The organism is Kribbella sp. NPDC023972 (genome assembly GCF_040639075.1).
Classification (GTDB): domain Bacteria; phylum Actinomycetota; class Actinomycetes; order Propionibacteriales; family Kribbellaceae; genus Kribbella.
This window is the reverse complement of the sequence record NZ_JBEZZH010000017.1, coordinates 15,115-34,774: the sequence shown is the minus strand read 5'-3', so window position 1 is coordinate 34,774 and position 19,660 is coordinate 15,115. Positions and strand designations below refer to the sequence as shown.

Here is a 19,660-nt window from a genome sequence, read left to right as displayed (position 1 = left end):
ATCAAGGTTTTCCACAGGTACGTCGAAGGTCGAGCGGGCGGGGCTGGTTGGGGGTGATGCTGGGTGGGTGAACCCTCAGCTCAAGGCGGTGGCTGTCCAGCAAGGCGGTGTGTTCAGCCGTCGCCAGGCGATCGGCGCCGGCTACACGCCTGAGCAGATCAAGGAACGTCTCGGCGACGGCCGGTGGGAACGAGTGCGCCATGGGCAGTACGCCGAGCGCGCTGACCTCACCCACCTGGCGCCGTGGGAGCGGGAGATCTGCCGGCACCGGCGTCTCGTGCACGCTGCTATGAACTCGATGCGCCCGGGGACGGCTGTGATCAGTCATCACTCTGCGCTGATCATGCACGGCGTACCGGTGTGGGGTGCCGATCTCGCCGAAGTGCAGTTGACCAGGTCTAGCGGTTGGCGAAGCGGGCCGTCGGCTGGGGTCAGGCACCATCGGGGTCAGCTAACCTCACCGGACCTCGATGCGGTCGACGGCCTGGTGGTGACGGCGGTTGCCCGGGCTCTGGTCGAGACCGCCGGCGAGGCGTCCTTCGAGGCGGCGGTAGTGAGCGCGGACGCCGTAGTGCGGAGTGGGCGGCTCACCGAGGACGAACTGCGCCGGGTCCTCGAGCTGACGGAGCATTGGCCGGGAGGCCCGACGATCCGCGCCGCCCTGGCCTTCGCCGATCCGCTGGCCGAGTCGGTCGGCGAGTCGCGGTTGCGCGTGCTGATGCACGACCAAGGACTGCCGACGCCCGTGCTGCAGGCGGCTTTCGACGACGCGGCGGGTTTCGTCGGCCGGGTCGACTTCGCTTTTCCCGAGCAGGACACCGTGGTCGAGTTCGAGGGGTTGATGAAGTACGCCGACGGCTCCCGCGAGGTACTGATCCACGAGAAGAACCGCGAGGATCGGCTACGAGCCCTAGGTCAGCAGGTCGTCCGAACAACCTGGACCGACCTCGCGTACCCCGCCCGGACAGCGATGACCATCCGCAGCGCCTTCGACCGATCCCGCCGTACCCGTTTCGCTGGTTGACCCACCAAGTTGGGGGTTCTCCACCCTGATTCCGGGTGCAGAACCCACCACCTCAGTGGTTAGCCAGGCAAATGGGGCGGGGGAACTCCTAGCGGGCTCGGCGTTGGAGGCGGTCTACGTCGAGGAGGACCACGGAGCGGGGTTCGAGGCGGACCCAGCCGCGGGAGGCGAAGTCGGCGAGGGCCTTGTTGACCGTTTCGCGGGAGGCGCCGACGAGTTGGGCCAGCTCCTCCTGGGTGAGGTCGTGGTGGACGTGTACGCCGTCGTCGGCGGTGCGGCCGAAGCGGCTGGCCAGGTCGAGCAGGGCCTTGGCGACGCGGCCCGGTACGTCGGAGAACACCAGGTCGGCCACCACGTCGGAGACCTTGCGCAGCCGGGAGGCCAGCTGGAGCAGCAGACCGCGGGCCACCTCGGGGCGGCCGGCCAGCCAGCGGAGCAGTTCGTCGTGGGTGAGCGACATCAGCGAGGCGTCCGTCACCGCGGTCACGGTCGCGGACCGCGGACCCGGGTCGAACAGGGACAGCTCGCCGAACATCTGGCCCGGGCCGAGGACGGCGATCAGGTTCTCCCGGCCGTCGGCGGAGGTGCGGCCCAGCTTGACCTTGCCCTCGACCACGACGAACAGCCGGTCCCCTGAGTCGCCTTCGTGGAACAGGACTTGGCCGCGGCGCAGCCGGTTCTCGGTCATCGACGCGGCCAGAGCGTCGGCTGCCTCGTCGTCGAGCTGACTGAACAGCGGTGCCTGTCGGAGCACTGCGGCATCCACTTGGGCCTCCTAGGACCTTGGACCACGACTTACGGGCGGGGTGCGGACTCGCCCGGCACCGGGCCGTTACCACCCGGTTGCCCCAAAACCGTAGCCCCTCGGGTGTCGGCCACGCCACGTAGGCTTGCATCCATGCCATCCCAGCGTGTCGCCGAGCGGGAAACAGAGCGGGAAACCCAGCCGCCTTTGAAGCTGCCCCGCAAGGCCCCGGTCTATACCGATGAGACTTCCACCCAGCTGGTCCGCCGCGCGCGGAAGATGCACAAGGTGCTCACCGAGACGTATCCGGACGCTCACTGCGAGCTGGACTTCACCAACCCGCTCGAGTTGCTGGTGGCCACCATCCTGTCGGCCCAGACCACGGACGTGATGGTGAACAAGGTGACCCCGACCCTGTTCGCCAAGTACCCGACCGCCCAGGCGTACGCCGAGGCCGACCGGGAGGAGCTGGAGGCGATCCTCAAGCCGACCGGTTTCTTCCGGGCCAAGACCAACAGCGTGATGAAGCTCGGCCAGGCCCTGGTCGACGAGTACGACGGAGTCGTCCCGGGCAAGCTGGAGGAGCTGGTGAAGCTGCCCGGCACCGGCCGCAAGACGGCGAACGTGGTGCTCGGCAACGCGTTCGGTGTGCCCGGCATCACCGTCGACACGCACTTCGGCCGCCTGGTCCGCCGGTTCGGCTGGACCACCGAGGAGGACCCGGTCAAGGTCGAGCACATCATCGGCGCCTTGTTCCCGAAGAAGGACTGGACGATGCTGTCGCACCGGCTGATCTTCCACGGCCGCCGGCGCTGCCACGCCAAGAAGCCGGCCTGTGGCGCCTGCCCGGTGGCCCAGTGGTGCCCGTCGTACGGCGCCGGCCCGACCGACCCCGAGGTCGCCGCGAAGCTGGTGAAGGTCCCCGCGTGAACTTCAAGCTCGGACTCCGTACGACGCGGTGCCTGATCGCTGGCCTGGTCGCGGTGGCCGGCCTGGCCGGGTGCGGACCCGAGCAGGCCGACGGCACCCAGCCGCAGGCCACCAGCAGCCGGAGCGCGGTCGCCGGCGCGGACAAACTGACCGCCTGTCCGTCCACACCCTCGAGGCCCCCGGTCAGCAACGGACTCCCGGACGTCAGCCTGCCGTGCCTCGGCAACGGCCCGGACATCCGGCTCGCCGACCTGCGCGGGCCCCTGCTGGTGAACGTGTGGGCGCAGTGGTGCCCGCCGTGCCGCGCCGAGGCGCCGTACTTGGCCGAGTTGCAGAAGAAGGCGGGCGGGAAGGTCCAGCTGCTCGGGATCGACTACGACGATCCGCGCGCCGAGCTGGCGGTGAAGTTCGCCATCGAGCACGAGCTCACCTACCCGCACCTGGTCGATGCGGACAAGGTGCTGCACCAGCCGTTCAAGATCGGGGGTCCGCCGGTGACCGCGTTCGTGGACCTGGACGGCGCGGTGACCTACGTTCACCACGGGCCTTTCAAGTCGCAGCAGCAGCTCGACCAGCTGGTGCAGGACAAGCTGGGAGTGACGCCGTGAGAGTGCTTTTGGCCTGGCCTTCCGCGCCGGCGGGGTCATGATGACCCTCGAAGGGGTGGAGATCCCGGACTGGCTGACGCCGCTGGCGAAGGCGTCCGAGGAAGTGGACCCGACCCAGCTGTCCCGGTTCCTGCCGCCTGATGACCCGTCGGTGCGGAAGTCCGCCGTCCTGATTTTGCTTGCTGACGGCAACGAAGGGCCGGAGGTGCTGCTCACCGAGCGGGCCTGGACGCTGCGCAGGCATGCCGGGCAGATGGCGTTCCCAGGCGGCGCTGTCGATCCGGAGGACGGCGTCGGTGACGCGGGCCTGGTGCGGACCGCGTTGCGGGAGGCCGAGGAGGAGACCGGGGTGGATCCGGCCGGGATCGTGCCGTTCGCGATCTGGCCGGCCCTGTGGGTCCCGGTGAGCAACTTCGGCGTGTCACCGGTGCTGGCCTGGTGGCGGGAGCCGTCTCCGGTCGCGGTGGTCGACCCGGCCGAGGTCGCGTCGGTGCACAACGTGTCCGTGCACGCGCTGGCCGACCCGGCGAACCGGATCAGCTGCCTGCACCCGTCCGGGTTCACCGGCCCGGCGTTCACCATCGGCAACCTCTACATCTGGGGTTTCACCGCCGGATTGCTGGACAAATTGCTGGTCCTGGGTGGCTGGTCGCGCGACTGGGACCCCTCGGTCGTCGTACCGTTGCCCGACCGGTTGGTCGAGGCGGCCTGGCGGAGTGAGGGACGGCGGCCCGAGGACGTGCGGCGGTTGACCGCCATCGAGCACGACCTCAGCCGGTCGACAGGTGACGAGCCGGAAGGTGTGGAGTGAGCAAGCTCGACTACGCGCTGCTGATCGTCACCGGGCTGGTGGCGATATCGGGATACATCGAGGGCTTCGTGCTGGGCGCGTGCGCCACCCTCGGCCTGCTCGGCGGTGCCGCGGTCGGGGTCTGGGTGGTGCCGCGGGTGCTGGACAACTTCTCGCCGAGTGTCTCGGTGTCGTTCGCGGCCCTGGTACTGGTGGTGATCCTGGCCTCGATCGGCCGCACGATAGGCGCCGTACTCGGGTCCAGACTGAGAAACAAGGTGTCCTGGCGGCCGGTGAGGTTCCTCGACGCGCTCGGCGGTGCCGCGCTGGCCGCGGTGTCGGTCCTGATCGTGTCCTGGGTGCTCGGCGTCGCGGTGAGCGGTGCGCGGATCCCGAGCGTGACGTCCGCGGTGCGCGGCTCGCAGGTGCTGGCGAAGGTGGACCAGGTCCTGCCCAGCCGGGCCGACCAGGCGCTGCAGGCGTTCAACGACGTGGTCAACACCGACCTGTTCCCGCGGTTCCTCGACCCGTTCGTGCCGGAGCGGATCCGGGAGACCCAGCCGCCGGACGGCGAGATCGCCCGGCAGCAGCCCGTCCGCGCGGCGTACAGCCGGATCGCCAAGATCACCGGGGTGGCGAACTGCTCGCGCGGTCTCGAGGGCAGTGGCTTCGTCTACGCGCCGCAGCGGGTGATGACGAACGCCCACGTGGTGGCCGGCGTCGGCTCACCGCAGGTCGAGGTCAACGGGCAGTCGTACGAGGCGACCGTGGTGGTGTTCGACCCGGAGGTCGACATCGCGGTGCTGTACGTGCCGAGGCTGAGGATCCAGCCGCTGAGCTTCGACTTCACCGGCAAGGCCGACGACCCGGCCGTCGTCCTCGGCTACCCGGAGAACGGCCCGTTCGACTCCGAGCCGGCCCGGATCCGCTCGGAGGAGCGCCTCCGCGGCCCGGACATCTACGGCGACCGGACGGTCACCCGGGAGGCGTTCTCGATCTGGGCCTCGGTCCGCCCCGGCAACTCCGGCGGCCCGTTGCTGTCCAACAAGGGCACCGTGTACGGCGTGGTGTTCGCGGCCTCGGTGGAGGACAACCGCACCGGCTACGTGCTCACCGCGGAGCAGGTCTCCGACGACGCCCGCGAAGGTGCGACGGCCACCCAGGAAGTCTCCACCAGAACCTGCACCTGACCATGCAGCAGATCCGCGCCGCCGCCGCGTTCTAGGGATATGACGGTGGCGACGGAGGGGACGTTGTCGTTCGACGAACTGGTGGTGTCGACCGAGCGGCGACTGCTGCGGCTCGGCCTGATGTTGACCGGCGGGGTGCACAGCGCGGAGGACCTGGTCCAGACGGTGTTCGCCCGGGCGCATCGCAAGTGGGACCGGATCCAGGAGTTGGACAACCCGGAGGCCTACCTGCGGACGATGGTGGTCAACGAGTTCCTCAGCTGGCGCCGCCTGCTGAAGAATCGGGAGCTGTCGGTCGCCGAGCCGGCCGACGTGCCGTCCGGCGAGGACATCGGTGCCCGGCAGGCCCAGCGCGACGCCGCCTGGCGCTTGCTGGCGCAGTTGCCCCGGCAGCAGCGCGCCGTACTGGTGCTGCGGTACTACGAAGACCTGCCGGACGACGAGATCGCCGCCGTCCTCGGGTGCGCGCCTGGCACGGTCAGGTCCAACGCAGCCCGGGGGCTGGCGGCACTACGGAACAATCTGCCCGCGGAGGAGGAGCGCTGAGATGGGCAAGCTGACAGACGAAGAGCTCGAGCAGCTGCTCCGCGAAACCTTTGCGGACAAGGAGAAACTGGCCGACAGTTTGCCTGAGGCAACCACGCGCCAGTGGTCGGTCGCGCCGGTCCTGCTGGCGGCCGCGACGGTGCTCGCCGTGCTCGCCGGCATCCTGTACGGCGTCAACCGCGGCCGTGACGCGGATCCGGCGCCGCCGGTGGCGACCTCGGGCGTGGCGGGTGCGTCGGCGGATGCGACCCAGAACGCCGACATCTGGGCCGCTGCGATCACGGCGATGGCGCGGCGGTTCGCCCCGCCGGAGGGCTGGTCGGCGCTGGAGGTCCTGGATCGTCCGTCCGGCGTGGGCATTCAGGCCCGGCAGGAGAGCCGCGCCGCACAGTTCTCACCTGCCGTCAAGCAGCGGATCTCCCAGCTCGCCGGTACGGTCGCGCCGGTCCGGTGGCCGACGCAGGCAGTCTTCACGCAGTCGTGCACCACGGCGCGGATCGCCGGCATCGCGGTCGGGGAGATTGTCACTCAGGGAGACCACAAGGAGGTCCGGGTCAGCATCAGCTACAACTGCGACTACGGCTACGCGCAGACGTATCGGGTCGAGAAGGTAAGAGATGCGTGGACGGCAACTGGCACGGTTGGCGTGGGGGAGGGAACAGTGCCGGCGGGGGGCTGTCCACTCAGTCGAACGACGCCAGCCAGCCCACGAGTTGGCTGTTGAACAGGTCCGGGACCTCTTCGTGCGGGAAGTGACCGGCCGGGGTGAGGAGCTCGTGGCGGAGGGGAGCCGCGACCAGGTGCGGCGCCGTCACCGCGGTCGGGGACACCGCCGGGTCCTGGGCCCCGTGGATCTGCAGCACGGGTACGGCGACCGGCGTACGCATCCTGGCTGAGTACTTTCGACCGTCAGGGCGCAGCCGGGAGCGGGCGAACCAGCGGTGGTACTCGAGGGCGCAGTGCGGTGCCGGCCAGACCTGCAGCGCGGCGCGGTAGCGACGCGACGACTCGGGGTCGGGGAAGGCGCCGCCGGGTGCGGACCAGCCGCGGAGAAGCCGCTCGATGTGGGCGCCGTCCTGCGCGAGCAGGCGACGCTCCGGGAGGATCGGCAGCTGGAACCAGGCTGTGTGGCTCAGTGCCTTCGCCTGACCGGATCGAGCCAGCTGCAACGGGTGCGGTGCGGAGACGACCGCCAGCCCGCGGATCTGTCGTGGGGTGAGTACGGCGGCCGACCAGCCGATGAAGCCACCCCAGCCGTGACCGACGACGACGGCGTCCGTGGCGCCGAGCGACCGGATGACGCCGGAGACGTCCGCAGCGGCGGTGTAGGGGTCGTAACCACGCGGAGTCTTGTCGCTGGCGCCGTACCCGCGCAGGTCCATGGCGACGGCGCGGCGGCCGGTCGCGGCGACGACCGGCAGCTGGTGGCGCCAGGCCCACCAGAACTCGGGGAAGCCGTGCAGGAAGAGCACCAGCGGGCCGTCGGCCGGCCCGCACTCCGCGACATGAAACCGGGCCCCGTTGGCCGCCACCAGCGAGTGCGACCAGGGCCCGTCGACCAGCAGGTCGACGACACCCGCCGGACTCAGCGCCGCACGCTCGATTCGGCCGGCTCGATCTGGTCGCCCCTGCCGATCGCCTTGTTGATCGCCTCGACCGACTCCTTCGAGGTCTCGATCGCGCGCTGCGGACCCTTCGCCTTGCCGATGCTGCGCTTGCCGAGTAGCGCCAGCAGGCCGGCGATCAACAGGTAGAACACGGCGACGATCAAGAACGCCAGCGCCGGGTGCAGACCGAGGGCGGTGAGTCCGTACGCCGCGGCGATGGACAGCAGGATGACCGCCAGCAAGGACAGGAAGGCGGCGCCGCTGAACATGCCGGCCCCGGTCCCGGCCGCCACCGCGGTCTTCTTCAGCTCGGTCTTGCCCAGCTCGATCTCACTGCGGACCAGGTTGGACAGATCCTTGCTGGCGTTCGCGACGAGCTGCCCGACCGTGGGCTCACTCCCGTTCGGCCCCATCGACATGGCACTCCTTCCAGGCTCCGTCCCCCGACACTACCGCCGACTCCGTCGAAGTACGGGTACCCCGAGGCGAGAACGTCACTCGGCGTACTCCCGATTGCGCCGGAACAGCAGCAGCGCCGCGATCAGAGCGGCCAGCAGGGATGCCACCAGTACGGCGGCCTTCGCCCGCTCGACCTGGGCGGCATCGTCGCCGAAGGCCAGCTGTGCGATCAGCAGCGCGACCGTGAAACCGATCCCGGCCAGCACCGACACCGCGCCCACATCCCGCCAGGACAGGTCGGAGTTCAGCTCGGCCCGGGTGAACCGCGCGGTCAGCCAGGATCCGCCGAACACGCCGATGACCTTGCCGAGCAGCAACCCGGCGACCACCCCGATCGCGACCGGGTCGGTCAGCATCTCCCGGACGGCGCCCCCGCTCAACGTGACCCCGGCCGCGAACAAGGCGAACAGCGGTACGGCGACACCGGCGGACCAGGGCCGGAGCCGGTGCTCGATCCGCTCGGCCGGCGCGTGCTCCTCGCCCGGGTCCGCGACCACCCGGGTGACCAGGCCGAGCGCGACCCCGGCGATGGTCGCGTGGATCCCCGACTCGTGCATGAACCACCACGCGGCGATCGCGATCGGCACGTACAGGAGCGGCGTCCGGATCCGGCGGCGCTGCAACACGTACCAGAGCGCGATCAGCGCGACCGCGGCCAGCAGCTGGAAGGGGTGGAACCCGTGGGCGAAGAAGAGGGCGATCACCACGATCGCGCCGAAGTCGTCGACCACCGCCAAGGTGAGCAGGAACGCGCGCAGCGCGCTCGGCAGCGACGAGCCGACGATCGCCAGTACGGCGAGTGCGAAGGCGATGTCCGTTGCCGTCGGCACCGCCCAGCCATCCGTCCGGCCATGCTCGGCGACGAGGTTCACCACCAGGTAGATGATTGCCGGGAGCACCATTCCGGCCACGGCCGCGACCACCGGCACGACCGCCTCACTGAGCTTGGACAGGGTGCCGACGACGAACTCCCGCTTCAGCTCGACCCCAGCCAGATAGAAGAACAAGGTCAGCGCACCGTCCGACGCCCAGGCCTCGACGCTGAGTGGTCCGAGCTCGGTCTCGCGCAGGTGGTGGTAGGTGTCCTGCCAAGGCGAGTTGGCCCAGGCGAGGGCGGCGATGGCGGCGGCGAGCAGCAGCAGGCCGCCGGTGGTCTCGGCGCGCAGGGTGTCGGCGAGGAACGCTCGCTCCCGCCCCAGGACGCGGGGGAACGCACGCTTCTTCTGCCGGATCCGCGGGGTCTGGCTCATGGTCAGGCGCCCTTCGGTCGGGGATCGTTCGGACCTGGGCGCGTCACCACACCCACGCCGACCAGGCTTCCCGGCACACCATGCTGGGTCGTCATGACCAGTCGGACGGCGACTCCAACGCCCCCGATTCTACCGGGTGCTGTCCGCCTCGCCCGCGTGATTTACTTCGCCCTCTCCTGAACTGCGTCCGCGAGCGCGAGCAGGTCGGGTACGACCAGATCAGGATCGAGGAATGCTTTCGGGTACGGCGTTCCGCGCCGGTCGAGGTAGTAGCCCTGGAGCCCGGCCCGGCGCGCACCGTCGATGTCCCAGGGGTGCACCGCCACCAGTGCCATCCGCTCGACCGGTACGCCGCACACGTCGGCGGCGTGCTGGTACGCGGCCGGATGCGGTTTCCATCGCTGCGGAGTCGCGACGTCGAGGCGGTGCTCGAGCAGCGGCATGATCCCGCCCTCGGTGAACATCCGCTCGGACATCGCCGCCGAGCCGTTGGTCAGCGTGACGATCCGCAACCCAGCGTCGCGCAGCCGGCGCAGACCCGGCTCGACGTCCGGGTGCAGCGACAGTTGGGTCATGCCGGACAGGACGCTCCCGATGATCTCCTCGGTGGGCTCGACACCCGCGGCGACGAGTTGGGCCGTCAGTACGTCGACGCCGACCGTGCGGAAGTCGGCGTACGTCCCGGCCGCGGTGAGCGCGAACCCGTCCCGCAGGGTCGACGCGAACCACGTGTCCAGGCTGTGTGCCGCCAGGCCGGCGGCGACGAACCTGTCCCGCATCGGCTCGAGATCCGACAACGTCTCGTTGACATCGAGTACCAGCACGTCGACCATCGCAGCTCCCTTATCTTGGACCGGTCGTTCCAAGATAAGATGACCGGCATGGCGGATGTCAAACACTTCGACGAGGCGGCCGCGCTGGCCTCGGCCGAGTTGCTGTTCTGGCGACGCGGCGTGGCGGCGACCGGCATCCAGGACGTCGTGGCGGCGACTGGCCTGAGCCGGTCGAGTCTCTACAACGCGTTCGGCGGCAAGGACGAGCTCTACCTCGCGGCGGTCCGGCGTTACCTCGACCAGAGGTCCCGGCCGATGTTCGACCGGCTGGCGACGGACGGGCGTGGGTTGCCCGGTGTCGCCGCCTTCTTCGACCGGCTGCTCAGGCTGCGGTGCACCGGTGAGTTCGCCGGCTGGGGCTGCCTGGTCTCGAACGCGAACGCGGACAGTCCGCCGGAGGCCGTCCGGGCGCTGCTGACCGAGCATCACGCCGTACTGCGGGACGCCTTCGCGAGCGCGCTGAAGGTTGCCGATGGCAAGAACCAGCTGCGGCGAGGGGTCGACGTGGAGGGCGCGGCGGAGATGCTCACGCTGCTCGCCTACGCCGTCAACCTTCGCTCCCGGTCAGGGGCCTCCCGGGCTCAGCTCAAAGCCGCGGTCACCGCTGCTCTGACGGCACTCGCGCCCTGATCACGCGGTCCAGGCGCGCGGATCGGGGCCCTTGGGGACGATGCCGTTCGGGTTGATGGTGTGGTGGGTGAGGTAGTAATGCCGCTTGATGTGGTCGAAGTCGACGGTCTCGCCGAAGGCCGGGAGCGCGTAGAGGCGGCGCGCGTAGGCCCAGAGGTTCGGGAACTCGGTCAGCTTGTTCCGGTTGCACTTGAAGTGCCCGTGGTACACCGCGTCGAAGCGGACCAGCGTGGTGAACAGCCGGATGTCGACCTCGGTCAACGTGTCCCCGAGCAGGTAGTCCCGGTCCGCCAGCCGCTCCTCGAGGACGTCGAGCCGCGCGAACAGAGCGTCGTACGCCGCCTCGTACGCCTCCTGCGTGGTCGCGAACCCGCAGCGGTAGACGCCGTTGTTCACATCCCGGTAGATCTCGTCGATCAGCTGGTCCAGCTCGGCCCGGTCGGCCGGGATCAGCCGCGGCGCGTCCGGCCGGTGGTACTCGGTCCACTCGGTCGAGAGGTCCAGGGTGATCTGCGGGTAGTCGTTGGTGACCACGAGCCCGGTGACGGTGTCGACGATGCACGGCACCGTGACGCGTCCGTCGTACGACGGATCTGTCCGCCGGTAGAGGTCGGACAGGAACTCGACGCCGAGCACCGGATCACGGCCGGCCGGATCGAGGGTGAACCGCCAGCCGCGCTCGTCCCGGATCGGGTCGACGATCGCCAGGCTGATCGCGTCCTCCAGGCCGAGCAGTTTGCGCACGATCACCGATCGGTGCGCCCACGGGCAGGCCAGGCTGACCACGAGCCGATAGCGCCCCGGCTCGACCGGCCAGCGGCCCTGCTCGTCCGGCCCTTCGCCCGGCCCGGACGCCGAGTCGCGGCTGATCCGGTCGACGAACCTGTTGCCCTGCCGCTTCCATTCGCCGCCCGGTGCGCTTTCCTTCACGAACTGTGCGGGGCTCATAGCGTTCAAACTACCCCCGCCCCGGGAATCGCCCAGTCCGGCCGGTCACTGGCCGTGAGCCGGGACCGGACGTTACAGTCTGGCTGACAAGGTTGTCCGCGACAGCGCCGCCGCGGACAGCCGGCCCCACCGAACGATCAGGAGCACGCCCCGGCTCGCGTCCCCCGGCAACCGGTTTGCCGGGCACATTCCCAGGGATACTGACCTCATGGCCCGCCCAAGGAACAACCCCGGCGACCTCGCCGAACTCCCCACGGAGCTTCGGACCGATCGGCCGAAGGGTGACCAGATCCGCGAGATTCTGGAGAAGCTCACCCGCTCGCTGGCCGTCGGCACGGTGCTGCCGTCCGAGCGCGTCCTCGCCGAGCGTTTCGGCGTGGCCCGGATGACGGTGCGGCAGGAGGTGGACCGGGTGGTGGCCGAAGGCCTGGCCGCCCGTCGCCCCGGCGGCGGCACCTTCGTGGCCGAACCGCGCCCGTCCCGGATGCTCGCCTCGTCGTTCAGCCAGGACATGATCAACCGCGGGATCAAGCCCGGCGCCAAGGTGCTCGAGCACCGCGTCGGCACCGCGGACGAGGACCTGGCCCGCGAGCTGGAGGAGCCGGTCGGCACCCCGGTGCTGCACCTGTTCCGGCTCCGCACCGGCGACGGTGAGCCGATGGCGGTCGAGCGGACCGCCTTGTCGCTGCACCGCTACCCCGGCCTCGACGAGGTCGACTTCGGCGAGAACTCCCTCTACAAGGAGCTGTCCTCCCGCTGGGGCGTCACCCTGGGCATGGTCTCCGCCTCGATCGTCGCCGCCCCACCGGAGCCGGTCGACGCCGAACTCCTGGAGATCGACTCGGCCACCCCCTGCCTCATCATCACCTCAGCCCCCCGCACCGCCTCCGGCGAGGTCATCGAATTCGGCCGCTCCGTCTACCGCTCCGACCGCTACGACATAACCGTCGCCTACCGCGCCACCTAGAGGGACTGAGTCCGACCCATGCCTGGGGCCAGTACCCCTAGATGTTGAGGCTGCGGAGGATGTTGGGGGTCTGGCCGCGGGTGGTGAGGCGGGTGACGATTTCGACGGTGAGGGCCTGGACCAGGAGGGCGCCGACGAGGGTCGAGGTGGCGCCGGTGCGTTCGGGGCTGCCGGTGACGTCGATCAGGGCATCGCCTGGTTCGCCGCAGTTGTCGATGACCACGTCGACGACCTCGAACAGCCGCTGACCACTGGGCGCTCGCGAGCTGACCGCCGTACTGTGCTTCAGCGACGTCAGCGCGATCACCTTCGCGCCCTTGGCCCGTGCGCCGACCGCGAACTCCACGGGTACGGCGTTCCGCCCCGAGTTCGACGCGATGAGTACGACGTCGTCCGGGCCGATGTCATTGGTCTGCAGCAGTACGTCGGCCAACCCGGGCAACCGCTCCAGCAAGGAGCTCTTCAGCAACCCCTCGTGCAACATCAACCCGGGCTCGAGCACCGCGCGGACATCCGCCAGACCACCGGCCCGGCCGTACAGCTCCTCCGCGATCACGTGACTGTGCCCGGTCCCGAACACCCAGAACACTTTGGCGTTCACGACCAACTCGGCCGCCCGCCCGATCGCGTCCACCTGCGTCTCCGCCGCGCGTTGCGCGATCTCCAGCGCCCGCCGCATGAACTCCTCAGCCCCAGCCATGGGCCCGAACCTACCGCCACCAGCCGCCGCCGGGCAGAAACTCGGTTAGACCACTCCGACCGCCTGCCGGTGATGCTTCGGGTGGTCGTACTCGTCGAGCAGCGCGATGGCGAAGTCCGCGTACGAGATCAGGGCGGTGGGGTTGCCGGGGATCAGGCGGTAGGTGCCGGTGCGGGTGGAGTCGGCGTGGTTGAAGTCGCCGGCGGGGGCGACCGAGACCCAGTCGAGCGACGAGGCGGCGAAGATGTCCAGGGCGGCTTGGTGCGCCAGGAAGAAGGAGCGGTACTCCTGCGGATAGCCGGGGCTGTCCATCACGAGTACGCCGTCCTCACCCGGAAGGATGGAGGCCAGGCCGACCCAGATCAGGCGGGCCTCCCGCAGCCCGTCGACGAGACCCCGCGCGGCCTGGGGGAAGAACAAGGCCGGGTCCGTGCCGCCGTCGTACACGGCCGCGATGACCGCGTCATGGCCGGCCGCCAGCTCGGCGATCCGCGCCGCATCCGTCACGTCTCCAGCCACAAGGTCCGGTGCGCCTTGTGTCGTCCGCGCTACCGGCGTCACCTCGTGGCCGCGGCGCTGTGCTTCGTCGACGGCGGCTCGGCCTGCTCGTCCGCGTGCGCCGATGACCAGAATCTTGCCCATCACAACCTCCTCGGTTTTCGTTGCTGCCGAGACCGTAGAAGGCGGCCTGGTTACCAGTTGGATACTGTGCAAGGCATGGAGGCGTTGCGGGCGGACATGTTCGAGGAGCTCTGCCCGTCGACTTTGCTGCCGTTCCGGATCGGCGGGGACAAGTGGGCCGCGCTGGTGATCACCTGCCTGGAGGACGGGCCGCGACGGTTCTCCGAGCTGCGGGTGCCGTTGGCTCGGGTGACACCCAAGGTGCTGACCCAGTCCCTGCGGACGCTGGAACGCGACGGTTTCGTCCGGCGGACGGAGTACACCGAGCCGGTACGGCGCGTCACGTATGAGCTGACCGACCTCGGCCGCAGCCTGCTCGAACCGATGCGGCTCATGTGCGAGTGGGCCAACGACCACTGGGACGAGCTGCTGGACGCCCGCGAATCATAGACGCGGCCCACTGAAGCATCACCAAACAGGCAGCTGAGCCCGCGCAGCCTTCTGAGTACGCCGCACGCGGTGCTCCCGAGCGTGGACACGCCGCTTGGCCGCGCGCGAGATCTTCCGCCGGGACCGATCCATCCACTCAACCGCCTGCTGCCCTGTCTGCATCCCGTTCACACCTCTACGGATGCATGACCCACCCAATCGGTTCCGTCGTACGGCGAATTGACCCCAGCGCCTGGCGCGACGGTTGCCGTACGACCCGGAAATGGGCCTGTTCGGCGCAGATCGAGGGCTGCTGGGCGACAGGGCGGTTCCGTGGGCGGGGCGGCATTGGTAGAAAGGGGACGGGCGCTCCACGCGCCGAAGCTAGCGAGGAGGAGTTCGCGACGTGACGAATGCAGAGTCACCCCAATCCGAAGGCGCACAGTCGGAGGCCCTGTCGAACCTGATGCACGAGGAGCGCCGGTTCGAGCCACCCACCGACCTGGCCGCGAACGCCAACCTCAAGGCCGACGCCTACGAGCGGGCCGCCGCCGACTTCGAGGGGTTCTGGGCCGAGCAGGCCAAGCGGCTGACCTGGGCGGTCGAGCCGACCCAGACGCTGGACTGGAGCAATCCGCCGTTCGCCAAGTGGTACGCCGACGGCAAGCTGAACGCGGCCTACAACTGCGTCGACCGGCACGTCGAGAACGGCCTCGGCGACAAGATCGCGTACTACTTCGAAGGTGAGCCCGGCGACACCCGCGAGATCACCTATGCCCAGCTCAAGGACGAGGTGAGCAAGGCGGCCAACGCGCTGGTCGAGCTCGGCGTCCAGCCCGGCGACCGGGTCGCGATCTACATGCCGATGATCCCCGAGACCGTGGTCGCGATGCTCGCCTGCGCCCGGGTCGGCGCCCCGCACACCGTCGTGTTCGGCGGTTTCTCCGCGGACGCGCTGAAGGGCCGGATCCAGGACTGCGACGCCCGTGTCGTGATCACCGCCGACGGCGGTTACCGCCGTGGTGCCCCGGCCGCGCTGAAGCCGGCCGTCGACGCCGCGCTCGAGGAGTGCCCCGACGTACGGAACGTCCTGGTGGTACGCCGTACCGGCCAGGACACCAACATCGTCGAGGGCCGCGACCTGTGGTGGGAGGACTTCGTCGGCAAGCAGTCGACCGATCACACCCCGGAGGCGTTCGACGCCGAGCATCCGCTGTACGTGATGTACACCTCCGGTACGACGGGGAAGCCGAAGGGCATCCTGCACACGACCGCCGGCTACCTGGTCGGTACGGCGTACACCCAGTGGGGCGTGTTCGACCTCAAGGCCGACACCGACGTCTACTGGACCGCCGCCGACATCGGCTGGGTCACCGGCCACAGCTACATCGTGTACGGCGCTCTCGCGAACGCGACCACGTCCGTGCTGTACGAAGGCACCCCGGACACGCCGCACCAGGGCCGCTGGTGGGAGATCGTGCAGAAGTACAAGGTGTCGATCCTGTACTGCGCGCCGACCGCGATCCGTACGTTCATGAAGTGGGGCGCGGACATCCCGGCGAAGTTCGACCTGTCGTCGCTGCGCGTCATCGGGTCGGTCGGTGAGCCGATCAACCCGGAGGCGTACATCTGGTACCGCGAGAACATCGGCGGCAACCAGGCGCCGGTGGTCGACACCTGGTGGCAGACCGAGACCGGTATGCACATGATCTCGCCGCTGCCGGGCGTGACCGCGGGCAAGCCGGGTGCCGCGATGAAGGCGATCCCGGGTGTCAGCGTGGACGTCGTCGACGACGCCGGCAACTCGGTGCCGGACGGCTCCGGCGGATACCTCGTCATCACCAAGCCGTGGCCGGCGATGCTGCGCACACTGTGGGGTGACGACCAGCGATTCGTCGACACCTACTGGTCCCGCTGGCCGGGGATGTACTTCGCCGGTGACGGTGCGAAGAAGGACGAGGACGGCGACCTGTGGCTGCTCGGCCGGGTCGACGACGTGATGAACGTGTCCGGTCACCGGCTGTCCACGACCGAGATCGAGTCCGCGCTGGTCTCGCACCCGAAGGTCGCCGAGGCCGCGGTCGTCGGTGCCTCCGACCCGACCACCGGTCAGGCGATCGCCGCGTTCGTCATCCTCCGCTCGGAGGCCGGCGACGGCGGCCCGGACGTGGTCCAGGAGCTCCGCAACCACGTCGCCAAGGAGATCGGCCCGATCGCCAAGCCGCGCCAGATCATGGTCGTCGCCGAGCTCCCCAAGACCCGCTCCGGCAAGATCATGCGCCGCCTCCTCCGCGACGTCGCCGAGAACCGCGAGGTGGGCGACGTGACCACCCTCGCCGACTCCACGGTCATGGACCTGATCAAATCCAACCTGGCCTCCGGGAAGTCCGACGAGGACTGACAGCTCTCCGCACCTCGGCCCGTACGACGACGTCGTCGTACGGGCCGATGTGAGTTCACGCCAGGCGCGTCGGAGCGGCGGTTCTTCAGCTCGGGTACGTCGTCGCCGAGTCCCGACAATTCGCCGTTGACGGCCGGTGGGGTGAGAAGCCCCTAGCCGATGTCCCCGCCGACCACAGAGGCGGCGCCGTCACGCTGTGCCAGTTCGATCGCCTTACCGCCGTTGCCGCATCCGACGTCGAGTCCGAAGGACACCCCGGCGCCGCAATGATTGCCGAGGGCAACAAGTGCGCGCGATCGCCAATCCTGGCAGCGATCTGACTGTCCACACCGGCATCAAGCCATTTTGGATCTGTCGAACAGATGTTCTAATATAGACGCATGATTGAGATGTGTGGCATCGAAGTCGGCGACGACCACCCAGTCCTCGCCGACACCGCAACGCACGCCTCAACGCGCGTCCTCGGCTCACCCAACGACACCCGCACCTCTCTCTTGCCCGACCAGACCAGCGTCTCTCTCCGACCCGACCACACCTCCGCGTCCATCCCACCCGGCAAGGTTTGTGTGCCGGATGATCTCTACCTTCCTGAGGATCTCGATGCGCCGGGCGGCCCGAGGTTCGTCAGCGAGCAGGACCAGTGGGATGCCGAGCTCGACGAGCTGCTGGGCCGGGGCCGGTGCTCCCGCGTTGAGGACTTGGAGTGGGAGGAATGGCACGGCATCGACCAAGACGAGGCGGAGCGGGCGCTGTTGCGCCTGGACGCGCCGGCGTGGGCGTTCCTGCCGCCGGGCGGCGACCTGGCGGTTGCGCTGGAGGAGACCCGGCCGCGGACGATGTCGCCGATGCCATTGATCGAGCTGCTGAAGGCCACCACCCGTCAGTCCGGGTGGACCGAGGCGCTCAAGGTGGAGGCGATGGCGTCGTTCTACCGGCAACGCCAGGCCGAACACGCCGTCTCACCGCGCCCGGCCCAGTACGACGCCAACGGCCGCCCGATCGACCCCGAACGGTCCTGGTACGCCGAGATCGGGTTGGCGCTGGGGTTGTCGGAGCAGACCGTCGCGCGCCGGGTCGCGACCGCGCTGCGTCTCACCTCGACCCTGCGGGCGACGCATACGGCGTTGAAGTGTGGCGCCCTCACCTGGGGCAAGGCCCTGGCGATCTCCGAAGCCACCGCCGACCTGCCCGAGCAGGCCGCCCAGGCGGTCGAGGCGCATGTGCTGAAGCGCGCCGCGGCGCAGACCCACAAGAACCTGCTGGAGTCGCTGCGCCGCCAGGTCGCCAAGCACCGTGCGGCGAAGGAAGCCGACGAGCACCGCGCCGCCGTCGCCGACCGCACCTGCAAGATCGTCCCGCTGGCCAACGGCATGGCCGGGCTGTGGATCGTCCACACCGCCGACAAGATCCAGCAAATCTGGGTCACCATCCAAGCCATGGCCACCCTCGCCAAACGCCACACCACCACCCCCGCGAACCCGGCACCCGCCAGTGCGGCGCCTGCCAACCCGGCACCCGCTAACCCGGCACCCGCCAGCGCGGCGCCTGCCGACGCGGCACCCGCCAGTGCGGCGCCTGCAGACGCGGCACCCGCCAACCCGGCATCCACCAGTGCGGCGCCCGCTGCTACGACGCCTACCGACACGATGCCCACTGGTTCAGCATCCGCCGGCTCCGCGTCCACCAGCGCGACCAGTGGTGACAGCGCCCCCGCCGACACGACCGATGCCACCCTGCCGAACACCGAGAGCCCCGCCTCCCACACCACGAACACGGCTCCCACGCCCGCCACCCCCGAGGCCCTCAGCACGACCAACACCACCCCGGCGACCATGGCTCGCGATACCGACACCACCAGCAACACCCCAGAAACCACGTCAGGAACCGCTGGCAACTCGTCCCGGGACGTCACAAGAGAACACCCGCTGAGCACCCCATCCCGCGACATCACGAGAGAACGCCCGCCGAGCTCCGCATCTCGCGACACAACGTCACACAGGCCACCCAACGACGCCGCACCTGTGAACCGTCCCGCAGACACCGGACCGCCCACGGCACCCCCGCCCGCCGAACCACATCTCGGCACCCCCAACGGCACTGTCATCACCACCCGCGGTGACGGTGCGATCAACCACGCCCCCACCACCGAACAACACCGTGCCGACACATCCGCCGACGCAATCTCAGACCGGGTGACGCAGACCCGGACCGCCGGACAGCGCTGCACGGACCCGACCGCGGACGCCACTGCCAACCGTGTGGCGGACACCCGGACCGCGGAACAGCGTCGCGCGGACGTGACCGCCGACCTGTTCGAACACATCCTGCGCAACGGCCTGGACTGGCTCGGCCACCGACTCCCCGACCAGCACCGCCGCCGCCCCCACATCGAAGTCGTCATCCCCGCGTCCACCTTGCTCGGCCTCGACGACGACCCCGCCGAACTCACCGGCTACGGCCCCATCCCCGCCGACCTGGCCCGCCGCATCGCTGCGGACGGCACCTGGCGACGACTCCTCACCGACCCCCACAACGGCACGGTTCTGGAAGCCTCCACCACCCGCCACGACCCCGGTGCGTTGGTGAGCGAGACCCTCCTGGCCCGCCACCCCGTCTGCGCCTGGCCCGGCTGCAACCGCACCTCCCGAGACTGCGACCGCGACCACACCACCCCGTTCGCCCAGACCGGCACCACCAGCCTCACCGGGCTAGCGCCGTACTGCGAGTACCACCACGTCATCAAAGACACCCCCGCCTGGGGCTGGACCAGCACCAGCCACCCCGACGGCTCCATCAAACTGACCACCCCCACCGGTCACCGCTACACCACCGACCCGCCCGCGCGCGGCCCCATCACCCACCGACTCCACCCCAGCAACACCGCACCAGTCGCGCCTAGCCACGACACCGGTTCGGTAACCCCTCGGTCAGGTGACCCTCACGGCCAGCCCCGGGCAACTGACGGTCCGCCTCCCTTCTAAG

The 19,660-nt window shown here is 69.6% G+C and carries 20 protein-coding genes; 12 read left to right on the top strand and 8 right to left on the bottom strand.

Features of this window, described 5'->3' with window-relative positions; genetic code table 11:
• Positions 1-67: 67 nt before the first annotated feature.
• The gene (locus tag AB0F43_RS37300; protein WP_360488378.1) at positions 68-1,024 is read left to right on the top strand and encodes a type IV toxin-antitoxin system AbiEi family antitoxin domain-containing protein; all 957 of its coding nucleotides are present in this window, start codon (positions 68-70) and stop codon (positions 1,022-1,024) included.
• Between the two features lie 88 nt (positions 1,025-1,112).
• Here AB0F43_RS37300 and AB0F43_RS37295 read toward each other — a convergent pair whose 3' ends face one another.
• Complete coding sequence (locus tag AB0F43_RS37295) at positions 1,113-1,790, bottom strand: Crp/Fnr family transcriptional regulator (protein WP_131361434.1); 678 nt, start codon at positions 1,788-1,790, stop codon at positions 1,113-1,115.
• 132 nt (positions 1,791-1,922) lie between these two features.
• Here AB0F43_RS37295 and nth point away from each other — a divergent pair, with 132 nt between their 5' ends.
• From nth to AB0F43_RS37265, 6 genes are read left to right on the top strand one after another with little or no spacing between them, the layout of a single operon-like run.
• A complete protein-coding gene (gene nth / locus AB0F43_RS37290; protein WP_360488375.1) occupies positions 1,923-2,699 on the top strand; it encodes an endonuclease III in 777 nt (258 codons plus the stop codon).
• On the top strand, positions 2,696-3,307 hold the full coding sequence (locus AB0F43_RS37285; RefSeq protein WP_360488372.1) for a TlpA disulfide reductase family protein: 612 nt from the start codon (positions 2,696-2,698) through the stop codon (positions 3,305-3,307). The genes nth and AB0F43_RS37285 overlap by 4 nt, the downstream gene beginning before the upstream one ends.
• A gap of 37 nt (positions 3,308-3,344) precedes the next feature.
• Positions 3,345-4,118: a CoA pyrophosphatase gene (locus AB0F43_RS37280; protein WP_360488369.1), complete on the top strand. Its 774-nt coding sequence runs from the start codon at positions 3,345-3,347 to the stop codon at positions 4,116-4,118.
• On the top strand, positions 4,115-5,287 hold the full coding sequence (locus AB0F43_RS37275) for a MarP family serine protease (protein WP_360488366.1): 1,173 nt from the start codon (positions 4,115-4,117) through the stop codon (positions 5,285-5,287). The genes AB0F43_RS37280 and AB0F43_RS37275 overlap by 4 nt, the downstream gene beginning before the upstream one ends.
• A 45-nt stretch (positions 5,288-5,332) precedes the next feature.
• On the top strand, positions 5,333-5,833 hold the full coding sequence (locus tag AB0F43_RS37270; protein ID WP_360488363.1) for a SigE family RNA polymerase sigma factor: 501 nt from the start codon (positions 5,333-5,335) through the stop codon (positions 5,831-5,833).
• 1 nt (position 5,834) lies between these two features.
• On the top strand, positions 5,835-6,557 hold the full coding sequence (locus tag AB0F43_RS37265) for a hypothetical protein (RefSeq protein ID WP_360488360.1): 723 nt from the start codon (positions 5,835-5,837) through the stop codon (positions 6,555-6,557).
• On the opposite strand, the gene AB0F43_RS37260 is transcribed toward AB0F43_RS37265, so the two are convergent.
• From AB0F43_RS37260 to AB0F43_RS37245, 4 genes are all read right to left on the bottom strand, one after another.
• The gene (locus AB0F43_RS37260; RefSeq protein WP_360488357.1) at positions 6,517-7,365 is read right to left on the bottom strand and encodes an alpha/beta hydrolase; all 849 of its coding nucleotides are present in this window, start codon (positions 7,363-7,365) and stop codon (positions 6,517-6,519) included. The genes AB0F43_RS37265 and AB0F43_RS37260 overlap by 41 nt on opposite strands.
• Positions 7,366-7,418: 53 nt before the next feature.
• Positions 7,419-7,859: a phage holin family protein gene (locus AB0F43_RS37255; RefSeq protein ID WP_360488354.1), complete on the bottom strand. Its 441-nt coding sequence runs from the start codon at positions 7,857-7,859 to the stop codon at positions 7,419-7,421.
• Between the two features lie 75 nt (positions 7,860-7,934).
• Positions 7,935-9,149 carry a Na+/H+ antiporter NhaA gene (gene nhaA / locus AB0F43_RS37250; protein WP_360488351.1) on the bottom strand — a complete coding sequence of 405 codons (1,215 nt, stop codon included), beginning with the start codon at positions 9,147-9,149 and terminating at the stop codon, positions 7,935-7,937.
• Between the two features lie 161 nt (positions 9,150-9,310).
• Positions 9,311-9,982, bottom strand: a complete 672-nt coding sequence (locus tag AB0F43_RS37245) for a haloacid dehalogenase type II (protein WP_360488348.1) — start codon at positions 9,980-9,982, stop codon at positions 9,311-9,313.
• Positions 9,983-10,030: 48 nt separating this feature from the next.
• On the opposite strand from AB0F43_RS37245, the gene AB0F43_RS37240 reads away from it, so the two are divergent.
• On the top strand, positions 10,031-10,612 hold the full coding sequence (locus AB0F43_RS37240) for a TetR/AcrR family transcriptional regulator (RefSeq protein WP_360488345.1): 582 nt from the start codon (positions 10,031-10,033) through the stop codon (positions 10,610-10,612).
• Here AB0F43_RS37240 and AB0F43_RS37235 read toward each other — a convergent pair whose 3' ends face one another.
• Complete coding sequence (locus AB0F43_RS37235) at positions 10,613-11,560, bottom strand: glutathione S-transferase C-terminal domain-containing protein (RefSeq protein WP_360488342.1); 948 nt, start codon at positions 11,558-11,560, stop codon at positions 10,613-10,615. It lies immediately after the preceding gene.
• 208 nt (positions 11,561-11,768) lie between these two features.
• On the opposite strand from AB0F43_RS37235, the gene AB0F43_RS37230 reads away from it, so the two are divergent.
• Positions 11,769-12,527 (top strand): GntR family transcriptional regulator, encoded by a 759-nt coding sequence (locus AB0F43_RS37230; RefSeq protein ID WP_360488339.1) that lies wholly within the window; start codon positions 11,769-11,771, stop codon positions 12,525-12,527.
• 37 nt (positions 12,528-12,564) lie between these two features.
• Here the strand turns inward: AB0F43_RS37230 and AB0F43_RS37225 are convergent, their stop codons facing one another.
• Positions 12,565-13,227: an SIS domain-containing protein gene (locus tag AB0F43_RS37225; protein WP_360488336.1), complete on the bottom strand. Its 663-nt coding sequence runs from the start codon at positions 13,225-13,227 to the stop codon at positions 12,565-12,567.
• Between the two features lie 45 nt (positions 13,228-13,272).
• Complete coding sequence (locus AB0F43_RS37220) at positions 13,273-13,869, bottom strand: NAD(P)H-binding protein (RefSeq protein ID WP_360488333.1); 597 nt, start codon at positions 13,867-13,869, stop codon at positions 13,273-13,275.
• Positions 13,870-13,944: 75 nt separating this feature from the next.
• On the opposite strand from AB0F43_RS37220, the gene AB0F43_RS37215 reads away from it, so the two are divergent.
• From AB0F43_RS37215 to AB0F43_RS37205, 3 genes are all read left to right on the top strand, one after another.
• Positions 13,945-14,298 carry a helix-turn-helix domain-containing protein gene (locus AB0F43_RS37215; RefSeq protein WP_360488330.1) on the top strand — a complete coding sequence of 118 codons (354 nt, stop codon included), beginning with the start codon at positions 13,945-13,947 and terminating at the stop codon, positions 14,296-14,298.
• A 445-nt stretch (positions 14,299-14,743) separates the two neighbouring features.
• On the top strand, positions 14,744-16,678 hold the full coding sequence (acs, locus tag AB0F43_RS37210) for an acetate--CoA ligase (RefSeq protein WP_360488435.1): 1,935 nt from the start codon (positions 14,744-14,746) through the stop codon (positions 16,676-16,678).
• Positions 16,679-17,058: 380 nt separating this feature from the next.
• Positions 17,059-19,659, top strand: coding sequence for a hypothetical protein (locus tag AB0F43_RS37205; RefSeq protein WP_360488327.1), 2,601 nt, complete (start codon positions 17,059-17,061; stop codon positions 19,657-19,659).
• The last annotated feature ends 1 nt before the right edge of the window (position 19,660 follow it).

Coding starts and splice junctions, on each gene's coding strand:
- nth (WP_360488375.1), top strand. CDS start 1,923: ATGCCATCCCAGCGTGTCGCCGAGCGGGAAACAGAGCGGGAAACCCAG.
- AB0F43_RS37280 (WP_360488369.1), top strand. CDS start 3,345: ATGATGACCCTCGAAGGGGTGGAGATCCCGGACTGGCTGACGCCGCTG.
- AB0F43_RS37265 (WP_360488360.1), top strand. CDS start 5,835: ATGGGCAAGCTGACAGACGAAGAGCTCGAGCAGCTGCTCCGCGAAACC.
- AB0F43_RS37255 (WP_360488354.1), bottom strand. CDS start 7,859: ATGTCGATGGGGCCGAACGGGAGTGAGCCCACGGTCGGGCAGCTCGTC.
- nhaA (WP_360488351.1), bottom strand. CDS start 9,149: ATGAGCCAGACCCCGCGGATCCGGCAGAAGAAGCGTGCGTTCCCCCGC.
- AB0F43_RS37245 (WP_360488348.1), bottom strand. CDS start 9,982: ATGGTCGACGTGCTGGTACTCGATGTCAACGAGACGTTGTCGGATCTC.
- AB0F43_RS37240 (WP_360488345.1), top strand. CDS start 10,031: ATGGCGGATGTCAAACACTTCGACGAGGCGGCCGCGCTGGCCTCGGCC.
- AB0F43_RS37235 (WP_360488342.1), bottom strand. CDS start 11,560: ATGAGCCCCGCACAGTTCGTGAAGGAAAGCGCACCGGGCGGCGAATGG.
- AB0F43_RS37230 (WP_360488339.1), top strand. CDS start 11,769: ATGGCCCGCCCAAGGAACAACCCCGGCGACCTCGCCGAACTCCCCACG.
- AB0F43_RS37225 (WP_360488336.1), bottom strand. CDS start 13,227: ATGGCTGGGGCTGAGGAGTTCATGCGGCGGGCGCTGGAGATCGCGCAA.
- AB0F43_RS37220 (WP_360488333.1), bottom strand. CDS start 13,869: ATGGGCAAGATTCTGGTCATCGGCGCACGCGGACGAGCAGGCCGAGCC.
- AB0F43_RS37215 (WP_360488330.1), top strand. CDS start 13,945: ATGGAGGCGTTGCGGGCGGACATGTTCGAGGAGCTCTGCCCGTCGACT.
- acs (WP_360488435.1), top strand. CDS start 14,744: ATGCACGAGGAGCGCCGGTTCGAGCCACCCACCGACCTGGCCGCGAAC.
- AB0F43_RS37205 (WP_360488327.1), top strand. CDS start 17,059: ATGATTGAGATGTGTGGCATCGAAGTCGGCGACGACCACCCAGTCCTC.